General features: G+C 68.2%; 16 protein-coding genes. 6 read left to right on the top strand and 10 right to left on the bottom strand.

Annotation, left to right across the window (positions count from 1 at the left end; translation table 11 throughout):
- Positions 1–17: 17 nt before the first annotated feature.
- Positions 18–911: a Panacea domain-containing protein gene (locus HNR11_RS02620; protein WP_179441013.1), complete on the top strand. Its 894-nt coding sequence runs from the start codon at positions 18–20 to the stop codon at positions 909–911.
- Positions 912–940: 29 nt separating this feature from the next.
- Here HNR11_RS02620 and HNR11_RS02615 read toward each other — a convergent pair whose 3' ends face one another.
- The 4 genes from HNR11_RS02615 to HNR11_RS02600 form a co-directional block, all read right to left on the bottom strand.
- Positions 941–1,129, bottom strand: a complete 189-nt coding sequence (locus HNR11_RS02615) for a hypothetical protein (protein WP_179441012.1) — start codon at positions 1,127–1,129, stop codon at positions 941–943.
- Positions 1,130–1,247: 118 nt separating this feature from the next.
- Positions 1,248–1,718, bottom strand: coding sequence for a hypothetical protein (locus HNR11_RS02610; RefSeq protein ID WP_179441011.1), 471 nt, complete (start codon positions 1,716–1,718; stop codon positions 1,248–1,250).
- A 51-nt stretch (positions 1,719–1,769) separates the two neighbouring features.
- Entirely contained in the window at positions 1,770–1,910 is a 141-nt protein-coding gene (locus HNR11_RS02605) for a hypothetical protein (RefSeq protein WP_179441010.1), read from the bottom strand.
- Between the two features lie 147 nt (positions 1,911–2,057).
- Positions 2,058–3,038 carry a 1,4-dihydroxy-2-naphthoyl-CoA synthase gene (locus HNR11_RS02600; RefSeq protein WP_179441009.1) on the bottom strand — a complete coding sequence of 327 codons (981 nt, stop codon included), beginning with the start codon at positions 3,036–3,038 and terminating at the stop codon, positions 2,058–2,060.
- A 98-nt stretch (positions 3,039–3,136) separates the two neighbouring features.
- Here HNR11_RS02600 and HNR11_RS02595 point away from each other — a divergent pair, with 98 nt between their 5' ends.
- Together HNR11_RS02595 and HNR11_RS02590 are read left to right on the top strand one after the other, a co-directional pair.
- Positions 3,137–3,841, top strand: a complete 705-nt coding sequence (locus HNR11_RS02595) for a TenA family protein (protein WP_246310294.1) — start codon at positions 3,137–3,139, stop codon at positions 3,839–3,841.
- A 114-nt stretch (positions 3,842–3,955) separates the two neighbouring features.
- Positions 3,956–4,990: a DUF2332 domain-containing protein gene (locus HNR11_RS02590; protein ID WP_179441008.1), complete on the top strand. Its 1,035-nt coding sequence runs from the start codon at positions 3,956–3,958 to the stop codon at positions 4,988–4,990.
- Between the two features lie 99 nt (positions 4,991–5,089).
- On the opposite strand, the gene HNR11_RS02585 is transcribed toward HNR11_RS02590, so the two are convergent.
- From HNR11_RS02585 to HNR11_RS02575, 3 genes are read right to left on the bottom strand one after another with little or no spacing between them, the layout of a single operon-like run.
- Positions 5,090–5,968, bottom strand: coding sequence for a class I SAM-dependent methyltransferase (locus HNR11_RS02585; protein ID WP_179441007.1), 879 nt, complete (start codon positions 5,966–5,968; stop codon positions 5,090–5,092).
- Positions 5,965–8,256 carry a S9 family peptidase gene (locus HNR11_RS02580; protein WP_179441006.1) on the bottom strand — a complete coding sequence of 764 codons (2,292 nt, stop codon included), beginning with the start codon at positions 8,254–8,256 and terminating at the stop codon, positions 5,965–5,967. Before HNR11_RS02580 ends, HNR11_RS02585 begins: the two co-directional genes overlap by 4 nt.
- Positions 8,257–8,313: 57 nt before the next feature.
- A complete protein-coding gene (locus HNR11_RS02575; RefSeq protein ID WP_179441005.1) occupies positions 8,314–9,021 on the bottom strand; it encodes a response regulator in 708 nt (235 codons plus the stop codon).
- A gap of 82 nt (positions 9,022–9,103) precedes the next feature.
- Here HNR11_RS02575 and HNR11_RS02570 point away from each other — a divergent pair, with 82 nt between their 5' ends.
- A complete protein-coding gene (locus HNR11_RS02570) occupies positions 9,104–11,038 on the top strand; it encodes a sensor domain-containing protein (RefSeq protein WP_179441004.1) in 1,935 nt (644 codons plus the stop codon).
- Positions 11,039–11,134: 96 nt separating this feature from the next.
- A complete protein-coding gene (locus HNR11_RS02565) occupies positions 11,135–12,223 on the top strand; it encodes a fatty acid desaturase family protein (RefSeq protein ID WP_179441003.1) in 1,089 nt (362 codons plus the stop codon).
- Between the two features lie 13 nt (positions 12,224–12,236).
- On the opposite strand, the gene HNR11_RS02560 is transcribed toward HNR11_RS02565, so the two are convergent.
- Both HNR11_RS02560 and HNR11_RS02555 read right to left on the bottom strand, forming a co-directional pair.
- Positions 12,237–13,154, bottom strand: coding sequence for a phosphatase PAP2 family protein (locus tag HNR11_RS02560; RefSeq protein ID WP_179441002.1), 918 nt, complete (start codon positions 13,152–13,154; stop codon positions 12,237–12,239).
- 21 nt (positions 13,155–13,175) lie between these two features.
- Positions 13,176–14,699 (bottom strand): alanine/glycine:cation symporter family protein, encoded by a 1,524-nt coding sequence (locus tag HNR11_RS02555; protein WP_246310293.1) that lies wholly within the window; start codon positions 14,697–14,699, stop codon positions 13,176–13,178.
- 105 nt (positions 14,700–14,804) lie between these two features.
- Here HNR11_RS02555 and HNR11_RS02550 point away from each other — a divergent pair, with 105 nt between their 5' ends.
- The gene (locus HNR11_RS02550; RefSeq protein ID WP_218849635.1) at positions 14,805–15,557 is read left to right on the top strand and encodes an MBL fold metallo-hydrolase; all 753 of its coding nucleotides are present in this window, start codon (positions 14,805–14,807) and stop codon (positions 15,555–15,557) included.
- Between the two features lie 13 nt (positions 15,558–15,570).
- Here the strand turns inward: HNR11_RS02550 and HNR11_RS02545 are convergent, their stop codons facing one another.
- On the bottom strand, positions 15,571–16,539 hold the full coding sequence (locus tag HNR11_RS02545) for a phosphatase PAP2 family protein (protein ID WP_179441000.1): 969 nt from the start codon (positions 16,537–16,539) through the stop codon (positions 15,571–15,573).
- Between the last annotated feature and the right edge of the window lie 30 nt (positions 16,540–16,569).

Here is a 16,569-nt window from a genome sequence, read left to right as displayed (position 1 = left end):
ATAGAGGCCGCACATGGATGGTCGCCCGCGACCTCTTGGCCCGCAGCAATGAAGAGATCTCATTCGGCCAGATCCATCGTCTGCTGTATCTCATAGAGGGCTACAGCCTCGGCATACAGGGAGTGACCCTGATCGACGACACGGTTCTCGCAGGAGAGTCCGGTCCAGAGTGGCCAGCGTTGCTAGACGACAGAGGTCGCGAAGAAGTGCTGGAGAAGGACAGTGATCCCACCTACACCGAAGCTGAGGCAAAGATCCTCGATATGGTCTTCGCCAAGTACGGGCGGCTGCCCCTGAGTCGGCTGAATGAGATCACATCGCGTCAGTGGCCGGTGAGAGAGCGACCCTTTGGTGAGGTAATCCTCACAGCTGAGATGCGAATCCACTTCCAGGACCTGTTGGCAGCACAGCGTGTGCAGAGCGGCGAGAGAATGCCGGAGCTGATTGCCTTCCGGTACCGCTCCGGCACCGCTTACGCCATGAGCGGCGACGGCCACGGTCATGTTCGGGGAGTCAAGAACGACGACAGAGTCATCGAGCTCCCAGAAGTGCATTTGGGACAAGAGGATCCCCACGGCGCGGACTACGCGGTCAGCCGGATCGAGAAGTACGTCCTGATGGCACTGAGGCTCTGGGAGAAGGGCTCGGAGGACTTCTACCCAGTCGCACGGCAGACGATCAAGCAAATCGACACGTTGCGTGCTGAGGCAGAGCGGGTCGAGGACGATTACGATCGGCGCGACTCATTGCGCCGGCTTGGCCACTGCCGATCGACGCTGGAGTTTTTGCGGTACTACTCGCCCGGGATCGAGGGCTCCGGACCTGTGCGGCCTGCACAGATCAAGGGAAAGAAGATCGGCTCGATCACCTCCAGCGGACTTCCGAGTCTGGGCAAGCGCGGCAAGCGGTAGAGCCGCGGTGAGAAAGCGCTGAAGCCCGGTCAGTCGGCCTTCGTCTTCCACTGCGGGTTTCCGCGGCGCATATTGAACAGGCGCGGGCCCGCGACCCCGACGGCGCGCGCGATGGCGGACATGTTTAGCCCCGCTTCAGTAGCATCGATCAGGACCTGGCTGCGCTTGGCGACAAGGTCTGCGAGCTCCGATTCCTTCGCAGTGATCTGCTGCTGCATCTGGCGAACCTCATCAGCGACGCTCTCTTTGTCAGTCGCCGCTGTCCGATCCTCCTCGGAAGTCGATGTCGAGCCCGTGATCGGCCAGAAGCTGCGCCGCAGCTCTTCCGGTGGCTGGCTAATAGAAGCTCACCGGCAGGTCTTCGTAGGCGGGATGAGCCTGCCAGAACGCCTCGTCGGTCTCGAATGCCGTCAGCTGCTTGGTCTCCAGGCCCTCGGCGACCAGTGTGGCGCTCAGCTGATGCATCTTCTGTGCCCAATCGCTGACAGCCCCGCAGCCGATCAGGCTACGGGGCTGTCTCGTCTCTGGCTGCGGATCAGCTGCGCTGATAGCGCCTGCGCTCGGCTTCCACCATCGGGCCCACTCCCAGTCAGGATCAGCGGTCACAGCATCGAACGCCGCAATCTGCTCGCTGAGGATGGCGTTGACCGCCTGTGAGGCCAGAGGCGGCTGGAAGCTGCAGATCTCGGATCCTAAGGGCGGGAGCTCGAGAGTGTCAGTGATGACGCCGACTCCCGCTGCTTCCAGTGCTGCCGGCAGGCCGGTGTGCTCACTGTAGTTCTTGATCAGCAGATCGGATTTGGGCACATAGCGCGGAAGCCGGGCCCATAGGTGATCGAGAGGTGCTCCAGGTCGCCCTCAGGGGGTGGTCAGCATCAATTGGGACGGGATATAGGAGCCGGCACGGCACAGCATGACGATGTCGCCGCTCAGGTTGAGTCCGGTGGTGAAGGTGAGGGTGGTGTCTGAGGCCAAGGTCAGTTCGCGTGTGTCGCCCACGGGGATATCCATTAGCTAGGGGGTGCATTGCACGGTTTCCCCCGGCGGCGGTTGCTGCCGCCTGCTTCGATGCCCCATTGTGCCTAGCGACTCCTGTTGTGCCCAGTAGAACGCCCGCAGCCTGCTGACCTGCGGTGATACCCCGAATCAGTAGTAGTACGGGAACGCCGACCAGTCTGGTGACCGTTTGCCCAGGAAGGCGTCCCGGCCCTCCACCGCCTCGTCGGTCATGTAGCCCATCCGGGTGGCCTCCCCGGCGAAGACCTGCTGGCCGGCGAGGCCGTCGTCGGGGGCGTTGAAGGCGAACTTCAGCATCCGGATGGCCTGCGGGGACTGCTGGGCGATGTCGGTGGCGTAGCCCAGCGCGACCTCCTCGAGGAGCTCGTGGTCCACCGCCTCGTTGACCGCTCCGGCGGCGACCATCTCCTCAGCCGAGTGCTCCCGGGCCAGGAAGAAGATCTCGCGGGCCTTCTTCTGCCCCACCTGGCGGGCCAGCAGCGCCGAGCCGTAGCCCGCGTCGAAGGAGCCCACGGTGGCGTCGGTCTGTTTGAACTTCCCGTGCTGCCGCGAGGCGATGCTCAGGTCGGCCACCACGTGCAGCGAGTGCCCACCCCCGGCCGCCCAGCCGTTGACCACCGCGATCACGACCTTGGGCATGGTGCGGATCAGCCGCTGCACCTCCAGGATGTGCAGCCGTCCGGCGCGCGCCGGGTCGATGGTCTCAGCGGTGTCCCCTTCGGCGTAGCGGTATCCGTCGCGGCCGCGGATCCGCTGGTCGCCGCCGGAGCAGAAGCTGTGGCCGCCGTCCTTGGGGGAGGGCCCGTTGCCGGTGAGCAGCACCGCCCCCACGTCCGGAGTCATCCGCGCGTGGTCCAGCGCCCGGTACAGCTCATCCACGGTGCCGGGGCGGAAGGCGTTGCGCACCTCGGGGCGGTCGAAGGCGATGCGCACCGCCGGCAGATCAGCGGTAATCGTGCCGGCCGCGTCGCGCTGCACGCGCCGGTGGTAGGTGACGTCGGTGAAGTCAAAGCCCTCCACACTGCGCCACTGCCAGGGGTCGAAGATGTCAGAGACCTTTGGGGGGAGGCTGGGAACGGTCGGGCTGCTGGGGGTATCGGATCCGGTCACGAGCCCGAGTCTACCGAGGAGCCTGGGTGCGTCGTCGTCCTGGCCCCGGTCCACTCTTCAGAGGCGGTCCTGCGATACGTTGGGGTGAGCAGACCTGGATGACCGTTGAAGCCGCTGGTCAGGCGGTGATGGAGAGGCAGAACATGAGCGCGAGACGATTCACCGAGCAGGCCTGGGCGAGCACCGCGGGGATCCGCGCTGCGATCGATGAGCTGCCGTTCCTGCAGCAGCTCGAAGACGGATCGCTGCCGCGGGAGGTCTTCGAGCACTATATGGGCCAGGACGCGCTGTACCTGACCGCCTACGCCCGCGCGCTCGCCGCCTGCGCCGCGCAGTCCAGCGACCCGGAACACATCATCTTCTGGTCCCGGGCCGCCGCCGGAGCGATCGAGGAGGAGCGCGCGCTGCACGCGAGCCATGTGATGGACTTCTCCACCGTGCAGCCCTCACCCACCACCGTGGCCTACACCTCCTACGAGCTCGCGCTGGCCTCCGCCGGCTCCCTGCCGGTGCTCGCAGCCTCGGTGCTGCCCTGCTTCTGGATCTATGACGACGTCGGCACCCGGCTCAAGGCCCGGGTGGGTGGGCTCGAGGAGCACCCCTATGCGGACTGGATCAGCGCCTACGGTGACCCGGAGTTCCACGAACTCACCGAGACCGCGAAGCGGGTGGTCGATGAGCTCGCCGCCACGGCCAGCGAAGCGACCCTGGCCGCGATGCACGCCGCCTACCTCCGGGCGAGTCAGTACGAGTGGATGTTCTGGGACGCAGCCCACCGGCGGGAGAACTGGCCGGTCGGCTGAGCGCCGGGGGTGATGAGCCTCGGGGTGGGGAGCTCGGGGTGTTGAGCTCAGGGGTGTTGAGCTCAGGGGTGGTGTACTGCCAGGTCGCTGAGATCCTGATGAGAGGTGAAACCGATGCGTGAACTGCCCGGTCGCGAGGCCCAGGACGAAGCCGCCCTAGAGGAGCTTGCGACCTATTACCGGCATTTCGCCCAGGTGGAGGCGGCCTGGGTCTCGCGTCGCTACACCGACTGGGCGCACGGGGTCAGCCAGGATGCGGAGATGCTCACCCGGCTCGCCCGGCTTCCCGCCGCGAAGCGCCAAGCGAACCTGCTCTTCGCCGCGGCCCGGCTGCACGGAGTCGAGGCGGAGGCCTGGTCCCAGGCGCGCGCGCTGATCAGCCTGCGCTGGCCACAGATCGAGGCCACCATGCGCACCCGCGCCACGCAGACCAATGAACCCGGTCGGATCGCCACGCTGAACCTGGCCTTCGCGCGGATCCAGACGCAGGAGCCGGCCCCGTTGGCGCTGATCGAGGTCGGCGCCTCCGCCGGGCTCTGCCTCTACCCTGACGCCTGGCCGGTGCGATACCGGACCGGGGCCACGGCGGAGGTGCTGCTGAGCCCGGTCCAGGGCGAGCTGTGCGGCACCGTGGAGCTCGAATGTGAGCTCCACGGGCTCGACGCTCCTGCCGCGCTTCCTCGGGTCGGCCACCGCGCGGGGATCGACCTGAACCCGTTGGACGTCACCGCTGAGGGAGACTTGCGCTGGCTGGAGATGCTGATCTGGCCCGGCATGGAACACCGGACCCCTCGGCTGGCCGCGGGGGCTGAACTGGTGGCCGCAGACCCGCCGCAGCTCCACGCCGGAGACCTCAACGAACGACTCGCCGAGGTCTTGGCCCAGGTGCCGGCCTCGATGATCCCGGTGGTCTTTCACACCGCGGTCCTGGCCTACCTGAGCCGGGAGGACCGGCGGCGGTTCCGCCGGCAGGTGGAAGCCTCCGGTGCCCGCTGGGTCAGCAACGAGGGGCTGCGGGTGGTCGACGGAATCGCCGAGCAGCTCCCAGGGGAGACCGTGTCAGAATCCGGATTCGTGCTCAGCCTCGATGGCCAGCCGCTCGCGCGCACAGCCCCGCACGGTCAGTCCGCCCGAGCGCTGCGGCGCTGAACCGGCGCTGCGCTGCCCTGACCCGACTCGGCTCTGACCCGATCCTGTGCCGCCACCCCGTGCTGCCACCCAGGAGCGGGGACGCACCGAGGCTGCTGCTCAGCCGGGCTTCTGGACCAGGAAGATCATCTCGGGGGAGTCCTCGGTGAGCTCTTCGCGGTCCCAGTCTCCCCAGATGCGCACCTCGCGGAACCCCGCGGCGCTCAGCGTCTCGCGCAGCGCCGGAAGCGGCCGGTAGCGCAAGGTCTCCTCGGCGATGATCGTGCGGGCATCAGGCAGGATGTTATGGCTCCGCGCGGTGATCAGCGCGCCCTCGGCAGGATCCTCGGTGACCTTGACGATCTCCAGCCAGGAGGTGAACTCGCCGCCGTCGGGGTGCGGCTGGGTCTCTCGGGTGGACTCCGGGTCCCAGTCGTCGAGCTCGAGGGCCGCCGGGTTGCGCACCTCGAAGGCCAGGTGGCCTCCCGGTCGAAGCGCGGAGAAGGCGTGGCTCAGCACCGCCTCCCAGTCCGCGCGAGTCAGGAAGTACTGCGCCACATGGCCCTCCATGACAGCCAGGTCCGCGACCCCCGCAGGAAGCTGATCCGCGAAGCCATGGATCCAGCGCGGCGGCGGAGTCGGCTCTGCGGAGCCAGCCTCGGCGCGGTCCGCCGGGGTCCTGCCGCGGGCGACGTCGATCATCGCCGCCGACGGGTCCACCCCGGTGACCGCGATGCCATGTTCGGCGAGCAGGATCCCGAAGACCCCGGTGCCGCAGCCGATGTCGGCCACGTGTTCGGCCCCGAGCTCCTGGGCCAGCTCGAGGTAGAACTCGTGGTCCCAGCCGCCGGTGTTCTCCACGTCATAGATCGCCACCAGCTCCGGGTCGCTCACCCAGGCGAAGACCGGGTCGACCTCGGGGGCTCTGTGCTGGCTGGAGTCGCCGGAGCCGCCCGCGCTCGCGGGGGTCCCGGGGCCCGGCGCCTCGGGGAAGCTCATCGGCGCGGCTCACTGCCGCTGAGGTCCTGCCCCGCGCCGAGCTTCTGGTCCGCCCCCAGGTGGTGCGCGATGAACGCGTAGTCCCAGGCGCGTTCCTTCCAGGTCTCGTACCGTCCGGAGGCGCCGCCGTGGCCGCCGTCCATCTCGATCTTCAGCACCACCGGGGACTCCCCGCGCTGGTGCTCACGCAGCACCTGCACCCATTTCGCGGGCTCCACGTAGAGCACCCGGGTGTCGTTGAGACTGGTGACCGCCGCGATCGCGGGGTAGGCCAGCTCGCGGACGTTCTCGTAGGGGGCGTAGGACTTCATGTAGCGGTAGACCTCGGGGTCGGTGATCGGGTTGCCCCACTCCTCCCACTCCAGCGCCGAGAGCGGAAGCTCCGGGTCCAGGATGGTGGTCAGGTTGTCCACGAAGGGCACCTGGGCCAGGATCGCCACGTACTTCTCCGGGGCCATGTTGGCCACCGCGCCCATCAGCAGGCCCCCGGCGGAACCGCCCAGGGCCGCGACTCGGGCCGGATCCGCCCAGCCCTGATCGATCAGATGGTCGGTGGCGGCGATGAAGTCGGTGAAGGTGTTCATCTTCTTCAGCTTCTTGCCGTCCTCGTACCAGCCGCGGCCCAGCTCGCCGCCGCCGCGGATATGCGCGATCGCGAAGACGATCCCGCGATCCAGCAGCGAGAGCCGCGGAATCCCGAAGCTGGGATCCATGCTCATCTCATAGGAGCCATACCCGTAGACCAGCGTGGGGTTGGTGCCGTCGGCGACGACGTCGCGATGGTGCAGCACCGTGACCGGAACCTCGATCGCGGAGCCGTCGGCGCGGGTGTCCCCGGTGGGAGCCCAGATCCGGGTGGCCCGGTAAGCTTCGAGGTCCACATCATGGACCGGGGTCTCCCGGCGCAGCACCGGCTCGGCCGTGCGGTGGTCGATGTCATAGATCCGGGTCGGGGTCAGCCAGGACTCATAGGCGACCCGGAACAGCGGCGCCTCGTACTCCGCAGCGATCACCGCGCAGGTGTAAAGCTCCTCCTCGAAGGCCGGGCCGGGCAGGGTGGAGGTGCGCACCGGATCGGCGCCGGTGCGTGCGGCCCGCAGCGCGTCCACGCTCAGCAGCTGCACGGACTCCACGGTGTTTCTGCGCGCGGTCACGATGACCTGCGCGGCGGTGACGGTGACCCCTTCGAGCTTGACCGTCTCCTCATGTGGCAGCACCGGTCTGCCCAGGTCCAGCGGCTGATCGGGGTCAGAGCCGACGCCAGCGGCCTGCGCGGTCAGCGCCTCGGCGGTGGTCACCGAGAGTGCATTATTCGGCCCGGACTGGTTGTGCGTGATCAGCAGCAGGCGCTCGCCGTCGACCTCGATCGGGTCGATGCTGTGCAGCAGTCGCCGTTCGGCGCCGATCAGCAGCACCGGCTCCGCATCAGGGTCGGTGACATCGAGCAGCCGGGACTCGTCGTACTCGGAGTTCCCCGAGATGATCACCAGTTCGCGCTTGTCTGCGGAGAGCCCGACGCCGGTCCAGAGCTGCTCGTCGCTGATCTCCAGGACCAGCCGATCCTGCTCGGCCGGGGTGCCCAGGGTGTGCATGTAGAGCCGGTACGGCCGCCACGCGGCATCGGCGACCATGTAGTACGCGCGCCGCCCGGTGGGGTCCAGCACCGGTCCGCCATGGACGTTGCCGATCTGCTCGGGGTGGTTCTCCCCGGTGCCCAGGTCCCGGAACCGCACGGTGTAGTGCTCATCGCCCGAGGTGTCCTCGGAGTAGGCCAGCAGGGTCCCCTCGGCGTTCAGCGAGAGTCCGCCGAGCTGGTAGAACGGGTGCTGCGCCGCCTCGGCGTTGGTGTCGAAGAAGGTCTGCTCGCCCTCCAGCGCGACGCCGGCCTCGACCTCAGGCGGAGTCCAGGACCCGTGCTCGCCGTCGTTCTGACCGGCCCCGGTCTCCTGGGGGCTGACATCTGCTGCTGGGCCGGCGGCGACCCGGCAGTAGACCGGGTGCTGCTCGCCTTCGATGGTGCGGGTGAAGTACCACCAGTCGCCCCGGCGGGAGGGCACCGAGAGGTCGGTCTCCACCGTGCGGTGCTTGATCTCCTCGAAGATGCGCTCTCGCAGCGGCTTCTGCGCCGCGGTCACCGCCTCGGCGTAGGCGTTCTCCGCGTGCAGGTGCTCCAGGACCTCGGGGGAGTCCTTCTCGCGCAGCCATTCATAGTGATCCACGAAGGTGTCCCCGTGGTGGGTGCGCTCGGTGGGGACCTGCTTGGCCTGCGGGGCAGTGGAATCAGACATGCCGCCATTCAACCAGACCGCCCAGTGCCGGCTGGCGTCCCGAGCGCGACTCTGGGCTCACTCCCCGGCGCGCACCAGCCCGCACTCGTAGGCGTAGACCACCATCTGGGTCCGGTCCCGCAGCGCCAGCTTGGTCAGGATCCGTGAGACGTGGGTCTTCACGGTCTGTTCCGCCAGGTAGAGATCCCCCGCGATCTCCGCGTTCGACCGGCCACGGGCGACGGCGATCATCACCTGCTGCTCCCGGTCGGTGAGCTCCGAGAGCATCTGTGACTGCACCGGGGTGGCGGTGGGACGCCCGGCATAGTCCGAGATCAGGGTGCGGGTGATCTTCGGCGAGAGCAGCGCTTCGCCCTGGGCCACCACCCGCACCGCCTGGACCAGCTCCTCGGGGGTCGCATCCTTGAGCAGGAAGCCGCTGGCCCCGGCGCGCAGCGCGTCGAAGACGTATTCATCGGCGTCGAAGGTGGTCAGCATCAGGATCCGCGGAGGAGTTCCGTCCATGCTCAGGATCTGCCGGGTGGCCTCGAGCCCGTTGACCCGAGGCATCCGGATGTCCATCAGCACCACGTCCGGGGTGGTGCTGCGCACCACCTCCTCGATCCCGGCACCGTCTTCTGCGGTGCCGGTCACCGTGATGTCGGACTGGGCGTCGAGCAGGGCGGCGAACCCGGCGCGGATCATGGACTGATCATCGACGATGAGCACCCGGATGGCAGGACCGGGGAGCGGAGCCGAGGGCGCGGCGGGAACGACGGGGGACATGGTGCAACGCTACCCCGGTACCGCACGCCCCGGTGCCTGTGGTGTGATGTGAGCACCATGCCTCCAGCCCAGGATCTTCTCCGTGCACAGTCCTCGCCCTGAATCTCTGATCCGACGGCTGCTGCGGGACAGCGCCTATGTGCTCCCGGGACTGCCGATCGCGCTCTTCGGGACCAGTCTGCTGCTGACCCTGCTGGTGGTCTCCATCGCGACGGCGCCGCTGTGGGTGGGCGCCCTGGTGCTGCCCCTGACCCTGGTCACGGCCTCGGAGTTCGCGGAGCTCTCCCGACGCAGGCTGCGGATCTGGGGCGCGGTGCTGGACCCGGTGAGCTACCTGCCACGGGACCGGGGAATCTCCGGACGGCTGCGACCCGTGGGGGATCCACGCCGCTGGCTGGACCTGATCTTCGAGATGGTCCTGGCCTTACCGGTGCGGCTGGTCACCTTCGTGGTGGCGCTGCTCTGGATCCTGATGGGCCCGGTGGGGATCACCTACTTCTTCTGGTCCCGCTTCATCCCCGGTGAGCGCGGGCTGATCCGGCTGCTGGAGCTCATCGGCCCGGCGCTTGTCCCGGACTCTGAGTTCTGGCAGTACCTGTTGGACTCTGCGGTGTTCTTCATCCTTGGCGTGGTCTTCCTGGTCACCCTGCCGGCGGTGATGCGCGGTCTCGCGGCGCTGGACGCGCTGCTGGCCACCAGCCTGCTCGGCGCCGGCGGGCGCGGGCGGCTGATTCCCCTGGAACATCCCCAGGCGCACCCGCTGGAGCGCACGCTCTCCCGGGTCGCCGCGCCGCCGCCGGGGTTCCAGACCTCCCAGGAGCAGGAATCCTCGGCCTCCTTCAGCGCCGCAGCCTGGTCCTGGATCGGGATCTGCTTCGCCGCGGTGGTGGGCTTCGCGGTGGCCTGGCCGCTGACCAGCAGCATCTACGGGGTCCACCCGGCCTTCTCCCTGGTGCTGACCCTCGCGCACTGCCTCTCTCTGGTGCTCACGCTGAAGTTCCCGTGGGCCGGGATCGGCGCCTCTGTGATGGTCTCGGCGGCGCTGATGGGCGCCACCGCAGACGCCGGGGTGGGAGTCTGGCCCTGGCCGGTGACCGCCATGCTCATCCAGTTTGGGGTCATCCTGGTCGCGGCGCTGCGCGAACCTTGGTACTGCGCGGCGAGCGGCTGGGCCGCCAGTGCGCTGCTGACCGCCGCGGCGATCGTCACCGCCGCCCCCGGACTGCCCGAGGGTGCGGTGAGCACCGGGATCGTGTTCGCCTCGGTAGGGGTGGGCGTCGCCGTGCTGGGAAGCCTGACCCGGCAGTGGATCCGCGACGCCGACCGGCTTGAGGTCTCAGAACGCACCAGCGCCCAGCAGAGCCGGCGTCGTCGTGAGCTTGAGGAGCGCAACCGGATCGCCCGGGAGCTCCATGACGTGGTCGCCCACTCCATGTCGGTGATCAGCGTGCAGGCCGCCACCGCCCGATACCGGCTCCCCGCGATCACCCCCGAGGCGCAGCAGGAGTTCGAGGAGATCGCCCGCTCCTCCCGGCAGGCGCTCGGTGAGATGCGCATGCTGCTGGGCACCCTGCGCAGCGAGGAAGAGGCGCCGACCGGGCCGACCCCGGGCCTGGCGGACATCTACTCCCTGGTGGAGGCCACCCGGGCCTCGGGCACCCCGATCCGGGTCACCGGGCTCGACGTCGTGGAGGCCTCCTCCGCCGTGGGGCTTGCGGCCTACCGGATGGTCCAGGAGGGACTGAGCAACGCGCTGCGCCACGCGCCGTCCTCCACCATCGAGGTCAGCGCGGAGCTGCTCGGCGGCCCCGATGAGCCGGGCGCGCCCACCGACACCCGGCACCTGCTGCTCCAGGTGCGCAACACCGCACCGCCGCACCCGGTCTCGGTGCCCGCCCCGGGTGCCGGCCTGGGCCTGGACGGGATCAGGGAACGGGTGAGCGCAGTCGGCGGGACGGTGGAGACCGGTGAGACCCCAGACGGCGGATACTTCATCCGGGCCTCCTTCCCGCTGTGAGCCCGCCGACCTGACCCTCACCCCCTACCCGGGTAGGGGGTGAAGTTGGCTCCGCCGGGTGACGCCCGGCAGTGCCCGGCTGAATACCGTGGGGGTATGACAATCACCGAGACACGGTCGCCGGCCCCGCGGTCCCGCCCGGCAGGCAATAAGCAGGTCAACGAATTCTTCGAACTCGCCCAGCGGGTCAAGGACGAGGGCCTGATGGACCGGGGCGCTTCAAGCTACGTGGCGCGCGTGGTGGTGCTGACCCTGGCCTTCGCCGGCGCCTTCGTGGCGATGTTCACCCTCGGTGACAGCCTCTGGCAGCTCGGCCTGGCCGCGATCTTCGGGATCCTCTTCACCCAGGTCGCGTTCCTCTCTCACGACGGCGCCCACCAGCAGGTCTTCCGCACCGGCAAGCGCAACGAGTGGTTCGGTCGGGTCACCGGCAACCTCATCGTCGGTCTCTCCTATGGCTGGTGGACCAAGAAGCACGGCAAGCACCACGCCAACCCGAACACCATCGGCAAGGATGGCGACATCGCTCCCGGCGCCCTGGTCTTCGTCGCCGAGGACGCCGCCCAGCGCACCGGTTTCATGGGCTGGCTGGCGCGCCGTCAGGGATGGATGTTCTTCCCGCTGCTGACCCTGTTCGCGATCGCACTGCACTATAACGCGCTGAAGACCGTGTTCACCGCGAAGAAGCTCAAGCGCCGCAAGTCCGAGCTGGCCATGCTGGCGATCCGCCTGCTCGGCTTCCCGGTGCTGCTGTTCCTGGCCATGAGCCCCGGCCTGGCGCTGGGCTTCCTCGCCGTGCAGCTGCTGGTCTTCGGGGTCTACATGGGCGGCAGCTTCGCCCCGAACCACAAGGGCATGCCGATCATCCCCAAAGACTCCGACATGGACTTCCTGCGGCGCCAGGTGCTGACCTCCCGCAACATCAAGGGCGGGCGCGTCATGGATGTGGCGATGGGCGGGCTGAACCTGCAGATCGAGCACCACCTCTTCCCGCGGATGCCCAGCCCCAACCTGCACAAGGTCAAGCCGATCGTGGAGGAGTTCTGCGCCGAGAAGGGCATCAGCTACACCGCGACCGGACTCGTCCAGTCCTACGGCATGGTCGTCACCTACCTGAACCGGGTGGGTCTGGGCTACGCGGATCCCATGGACTGCCCGATCATGAACCAGTACCGTCCTCGCTGAGACCAGCCAGGGATCAGCTCCGCCGCGCCGTGCGTGTCAGGTGCTTGGTCTCGCTGGAGAACAGCGGGATCAGCACCGCGCCGAGCAGGAACGCCGGGGCAGAGGACAGGGCCGCACCGGCCATGTACAGCCACGGAGTGGGCGAGGCGGTCGCCTCGGCGAGTCCGTGGCGCGCCACTGGTCCCAACAGCGCCGCCAATCCGATCGCAGTGCCCATGACCCCGAGGGTCAGGCACATCCCGGCCTGCCGACCTCCGGGGATCCCCGGCTCCGCGGGCAGCGGCGCCAGCTGCGGGTCCGTCGCCTCGACGTGATGCACCACGGCCCCGCCGAGCAGAGTCCACGCCGCCACCACCAGGTAGGCCGCCAACATGTCGCTGGGCAGATGCCATCCCTCGATGAAGATGTAGCCGCCCCATCCGGCGGCCCACACTCCTGCCAGGACTCCCCAGAAGGCGCGGTCCCGGGGGCGGCAGATCAGGAACACGGCGGCCGCGGCGCCGGCGGCCATGGTGGTGTGACCGCTGGGCAGCGAGTTCGCCGACCATTCCTCGCTCAGCGTCACCAGCGCCGGACGCGTGGACCAGATGAGCTTGATCAGCTGCGTGGTGATGTTGGAGCCCAGCGCCACCGCGGCCCCGCAGAGCAGGATCAGCCAGCGCTGATGGGGTCCACGCTGATGGCCCAGCGCCAGGCAGGCCAGCACCGGGGGAAGCAGGATCCAGACCGTGGCCCACTGCCTGTGCGCATTCAGCTCCGGCAGCGGGTTCCAGGTCCCGGCGGCGGTGCGCTGCATCATCTGATCCAATAGCTGACCGCCTCCGGTGCGCACCGCCCCGAGGTAGAGCACCCCGAAGAGCGCCACACACAGCAGAAACCCGGCCACCCACCGCTCAAGGTGGAAGGCCGGGTTTCTGCTGTGTGAGGGCATGCGGCCATTCTGCCGCACCGTTCAGCCTTGGCTGCGCGTGTCCTGCCGCCCCGCCGAGGTCCGGGACTCTGTTGCAGGTCCTGCCCGATGATCGGCCATGTCGGCTTCACCCCAACACTCGATGTTGCGAAGGTCTGGCATGTCAGAGGCCAGGAACAGCGGATCCAGCCCCTGGCGCTTCTGCGCCTCGTAGTGCTTGAGCAGCCGCACCGCGGTCCCGCCGAGCAGGGAGATCACCACCAGGTTGTACACCGCGATGATGACCATCGTCACACCGGCGATCGCCCAGGCGAGGTCCACCGGAATGATCGCGCCGAGGAAGACGACGGCGGTGAGCGCCACCGCGTAGATCTTGCGGCTCTTCTCCGAGCTCGAGATGAACAGCACGTTCATCTCGCCGTAGGAGTAGTTGCCCAGGATCGAGGTGAAGGCCAGCAGCAGGATGATCACCGCCAGCGCGATGGCGCCGAACGCCCCGAAGTTCGCGGTCAGCGCCTCCTGGGTCAGCTCACCGCCGAGGTTGGTCTCCGCCCGGACCGCCTGATCGGGGAAGGTCACCAGGATGATGAACGCGGTGACCGAGCAGATGATCAGCGTGTCCAGGTAGACCCCGAGGGTCTGCACCAGGCCCTGCTTGACCGGGTGTGAGACATCAGCGGTGGCCGCCACATTGGGCACCGAACCCATGCCGGCTTCATTGGAGAACATGCCGCGCTGGACCCCGGCCATGATCATCGCGCCGAAGGCGCCGCCCGCGGCGGAGGTGAAGTTCAACGCCTCTCCGAAGATCATCCCGAAGACGGCGGGGATCGCCTCGATGTTCAGCGCGACCACCACCAGGCCCAGCAGGATGTAGGCCATGGCCATGAGCGGAACCACACGCTGGGTCACCTGCGCCACCCGGCGCAGCCCGGCGAGCACCACCAGTCCGGTGAGCCCGGCCAGGGCAATGGCCAGGATCCAGACCATGCTGGTGGTGTCTTCGAGGCCCAGCTCGGTGGCCGCACCGGTGGCGGCGTCGACGATGGTGTTGGACTGCAGCGAGGTGAAGGAGAGCGCGAAGCAGAAGATGAAGATCACCGCGAAGACGATGCCCCCGGACCGGCTGCCCAGACCGCGCTCGATGTAGTAGGCGGGCCCGCCCTTGAAAGTGTCGAACCGACGGACCTTATAGAGCTGCGCCAGGGTGGACTCCACGAAGGAGGCCGCCGAGGTGAAGATCGCCATCAGCCACATCCAGAACACCGCACCGGGGCCGCCCAGCGCGATCGCGCCGGCCACTCCGGCGATGTTGCCGGTGCCCACCCGGGCGGAGGCGGTGATGGTGAAGGTCTGGAAGGCCGAGAGTGATCGCGTCCGACCCTCGGCATCACTCGTGGCCTTGTCCGTGATGGCTCGGAACATGTCAGGGATGTGGCGCAGCTGGACCAGCCGGGTGCGGTAACCGAGGTAGACGCCCACGGCGAGGATCACGAAGATGCCCACGGTGTTCCAGGCCAGGGTTTCGACCGCGCCGATCGAGTCGAGGAGATTGTCCATAGTCATAATGGCCAGACTCTACCGCCCACGGCGCCCCAAGCTTGCTCCCAGCCTCTGTGCGGATGGTGAGGCAGAATGGGGGGAACTACGGTTTCACAGAAGGTGATCATGATGGACCACGCTCCCGAATCCGCTCTCTTCCGCCGCTTGGACGACCACGTCTTCCTCGCCGAACTGGGGGGTCCCACGCCGCTGAACGTGGGCCTGATCCTGGGACAGGACACCGCAGTCCTCGTCGACCCAGGCCCAGCCGAGGGAGACCATCAGGCGCTGCTGGCCGCCGTGCGTGAGCTCAGCTCCGCCGAGCTCGTCGTGGTCAACACCCACGGCCACCCTGACCACATCGGGGCCAATGAGCTGCTGCTCCGGGAGGGCGTGCGACGCATCTTCGCCCATGCCGACGCGGGGGTGACGACCGCGACCGACCTGGTCTCCTCCGAACCGGTGACGCTGCACCTGGGTGGGGGCGTCGACGTCGTCCTGGAGCATCTGGGCCGGGCGCACACCGAAGGTGACCTGGTGGTCGGGGTCCGCGCCGAGGACTCCACCGGGATCATCTTCTGCGGAGATCTGGTCCGGGAGGGCGATGATCCCGAGTTCCACGACTCCTACCCCAAGGAATGGGTGCGCTCGCTGGGCCGGCTGAGTTCCATGTCGGGCACCTACAGCCGCTTCATCCCTGGTCACGGCCAGGAGGTGGATGCGGAGTTCATCGGATCGATGCGCCGAAGGATGCAGCAGGGCTACAACGTCTCCTCCCAGGCGATCCGGGACGCGGTCAACGACGCCACCAAGGCGATCCCGATCATCCCCTACGGCCCGGGGGAATCTCGCGAACTGATCACCCGGCTGCGCGGCCGCTGAGCTGCGGATCGGCTCAGACCCGGTAGAGCTCGCTGAACTCCGGGGGAATCGGATACCGCACAGTCTCGCCCTTGGGAGAGGGAACCGGGGCGCCGCGCTGGCGCCGCCCGGTCTCTGCGCCAAAGAGGTTGATCCCGGCGGCCGCCATCAGGAAGCCCGGCCCGATGGAGAAGAGCAGTCCGGCGAACCAGTGCCACAGGCTGGGCTCCTCACCGGCCAGCGCGATCCCGCTCCATCCGCCTGAGAAGAGGAAGCACAGCACCGCCGCCACGGTCAGGGTGACACCGAGGAACCAGGCGAGCCCGGCCAGCGGTGCGGTCTCCGGCTCGTAGTCCACCACGGCGGTGTTCCATTCCGGGCCGGTGCGCATCACCAGCCAGCCTCCGATCAGCGCCCAGACGGCCACCACCAGGTAGGCCGCGATCACGTCGGCGGGACGATGCCAGGTCTCGGTGAAGGTGTAGGCCCCGACCAGCCCGGCGTAGGAGGCGGCGAGCACGGCGACGAAGGGTCGCTGCCGGGGGGAGCTGACCAGAAAGACCGCCACTGCCATTGACGCCGCCAGGGTGGTGTGCCCGGAGGGCAGCGAGTTTCCGGTCCAGTAGGGGACGCCGTTGTCGAGATCGGGGCGCTCGAGCCAGTAGGTCTTGAGCACCTGGGTGGAGAGGTTCGCGCCCACCACCGAACCGGCCGCGATCAGGGCGGCCAGGAAACGCTGCCGCACCAGCACGATCACCAGGAAGATCACCGCCGGCAGCGCGATGATCACCGGGCTGAGCCACCACAGGTCGTAGCCGCGCTCGGAGAGCGAGCTCACCCGCTCCGCCGCGGCGTCGAGCATCGCATACTCCACCCACTGGCCAGAGTCGGAGCGGACGAAGTACTCATAGACGGCGATGAAGACCGCGCAGCAGAGCAGGATTCCGAGGATCCACAGGCCGGTCCGCCGGGCCGGGGGACGAAGCGCGCTGGCAGCTGACATGTCCACCAGTATCGCAGGTCCGGCTCTGCC

It is taken from the genome of Nesterenkonia sandarakina, from assembly GCF_013410215.1.
Classification (GTDB): domain Bacteria; phylum Actinomycetota; class Actinomycetes; order Actinomycetales; family Micrococcaceae; genus Nesterenkonia; species Nesterenkonia sandarakina.
The sequence above is the reverse complement of the archived record's forward strand: the minus strand, read 5'-3'. Positions and strand labels throughout refer to the sequence as shown.

What these genes read in the sequence shown, in the direction of transcription:
- HNR11_RS02580 (WP_179441006.1), bottom strand. Translation starts at nt 8,256, where the DNA reads ATGTCTGATTCCACTGCCCCGCAGGCCAAGCAGGTCCCCACCGAGCGC.
- HNR11_RS02555 (WP_246310293.1), bottom strand. Translation starts at nt 14,699, where the DNA reads ATGACTATGGACAATCTCCTCGACTCGATCGGCGCGGTCGAAACCCTG.
- HNR11_RS02550 (WP_218849635.1), top strand. Translation starts at nt 14,805, where the DNA reads ATGGACCACGCTCCCGAATCCGCTCTCTTCCGCCGCTTGGACGACCAC.
- HNR11_RS02585 (WP_179441007.1), bottom strand. Translation starts at nt 5,968, where the DNA reads ATGAGCTTCCCCGAGGCGCCGGGCCCCGGGACCCCCGCGAGCGCGGGC.
- HNR11_RS02590 (WP_179441008.1), top strand. Translation starts at nt 3,956, where the DNA reads ATGCGTGAACTGCCCGGTCGCGAGGCCCAGGACGAAGCCGCCCTAGAG.
- HNR11_RS02575 (WP_179441005.1), bottom strand. Translation starts at nt 9,021, where the DNA reads ATGTCCCCCGTCGTTCCCGCCGCGCCCTCGGCTCCGCTCCCCGGTCCT.
- HNR11_RS02565 (WP_179441003.1), top strand. Translation starts at nt 11,135, where the DNA reads ATGACAATCACCGAGACACGGTCGCCGGCCCCGCGGTCCCGCCCGGCA.
- HNR11_RS02615 (WP_179441012.1), bottom strand. Translation starts at nt 1,129, where the DNA reads ATGCAGCAGCAGATCACTGCGAAGGAATCGGAGCTCGCAGACCTTGTC.
- HNR11_RS02595 (WP_246310294.1), top strand. Translation starts at nt 3,137, where the DNA reads ATGACCGTTGAAGCCGCTGGTCAGGCGGTGATGGAGAGGCAGAACATG.
- HNR11_RS02560 (WP_179441002.1), bottom strand. Translation starts at nt 13,154, where the DNA reads ATGCCCTCACACAGCAGAAACCCGGCCTTCCACCTTGAGCGGTGGGTG.
- HNR11_RS02545 (WP_179441000.1), bottom strand. Translation starts at nt 16,539, where the DNA reads ATGTCAGCTGCCAGCGCGCTTCGTCCCCCGGCCCGGCGGACCGGCCTG.
- HNR11_RS02620 (WP_179441013.1), top strand. Translation starts at nt 18, where the DNA reads ATGGTCGCCCGCGACCTCTTGGCCCGCAGCAATGAAGAGATCTCATTC.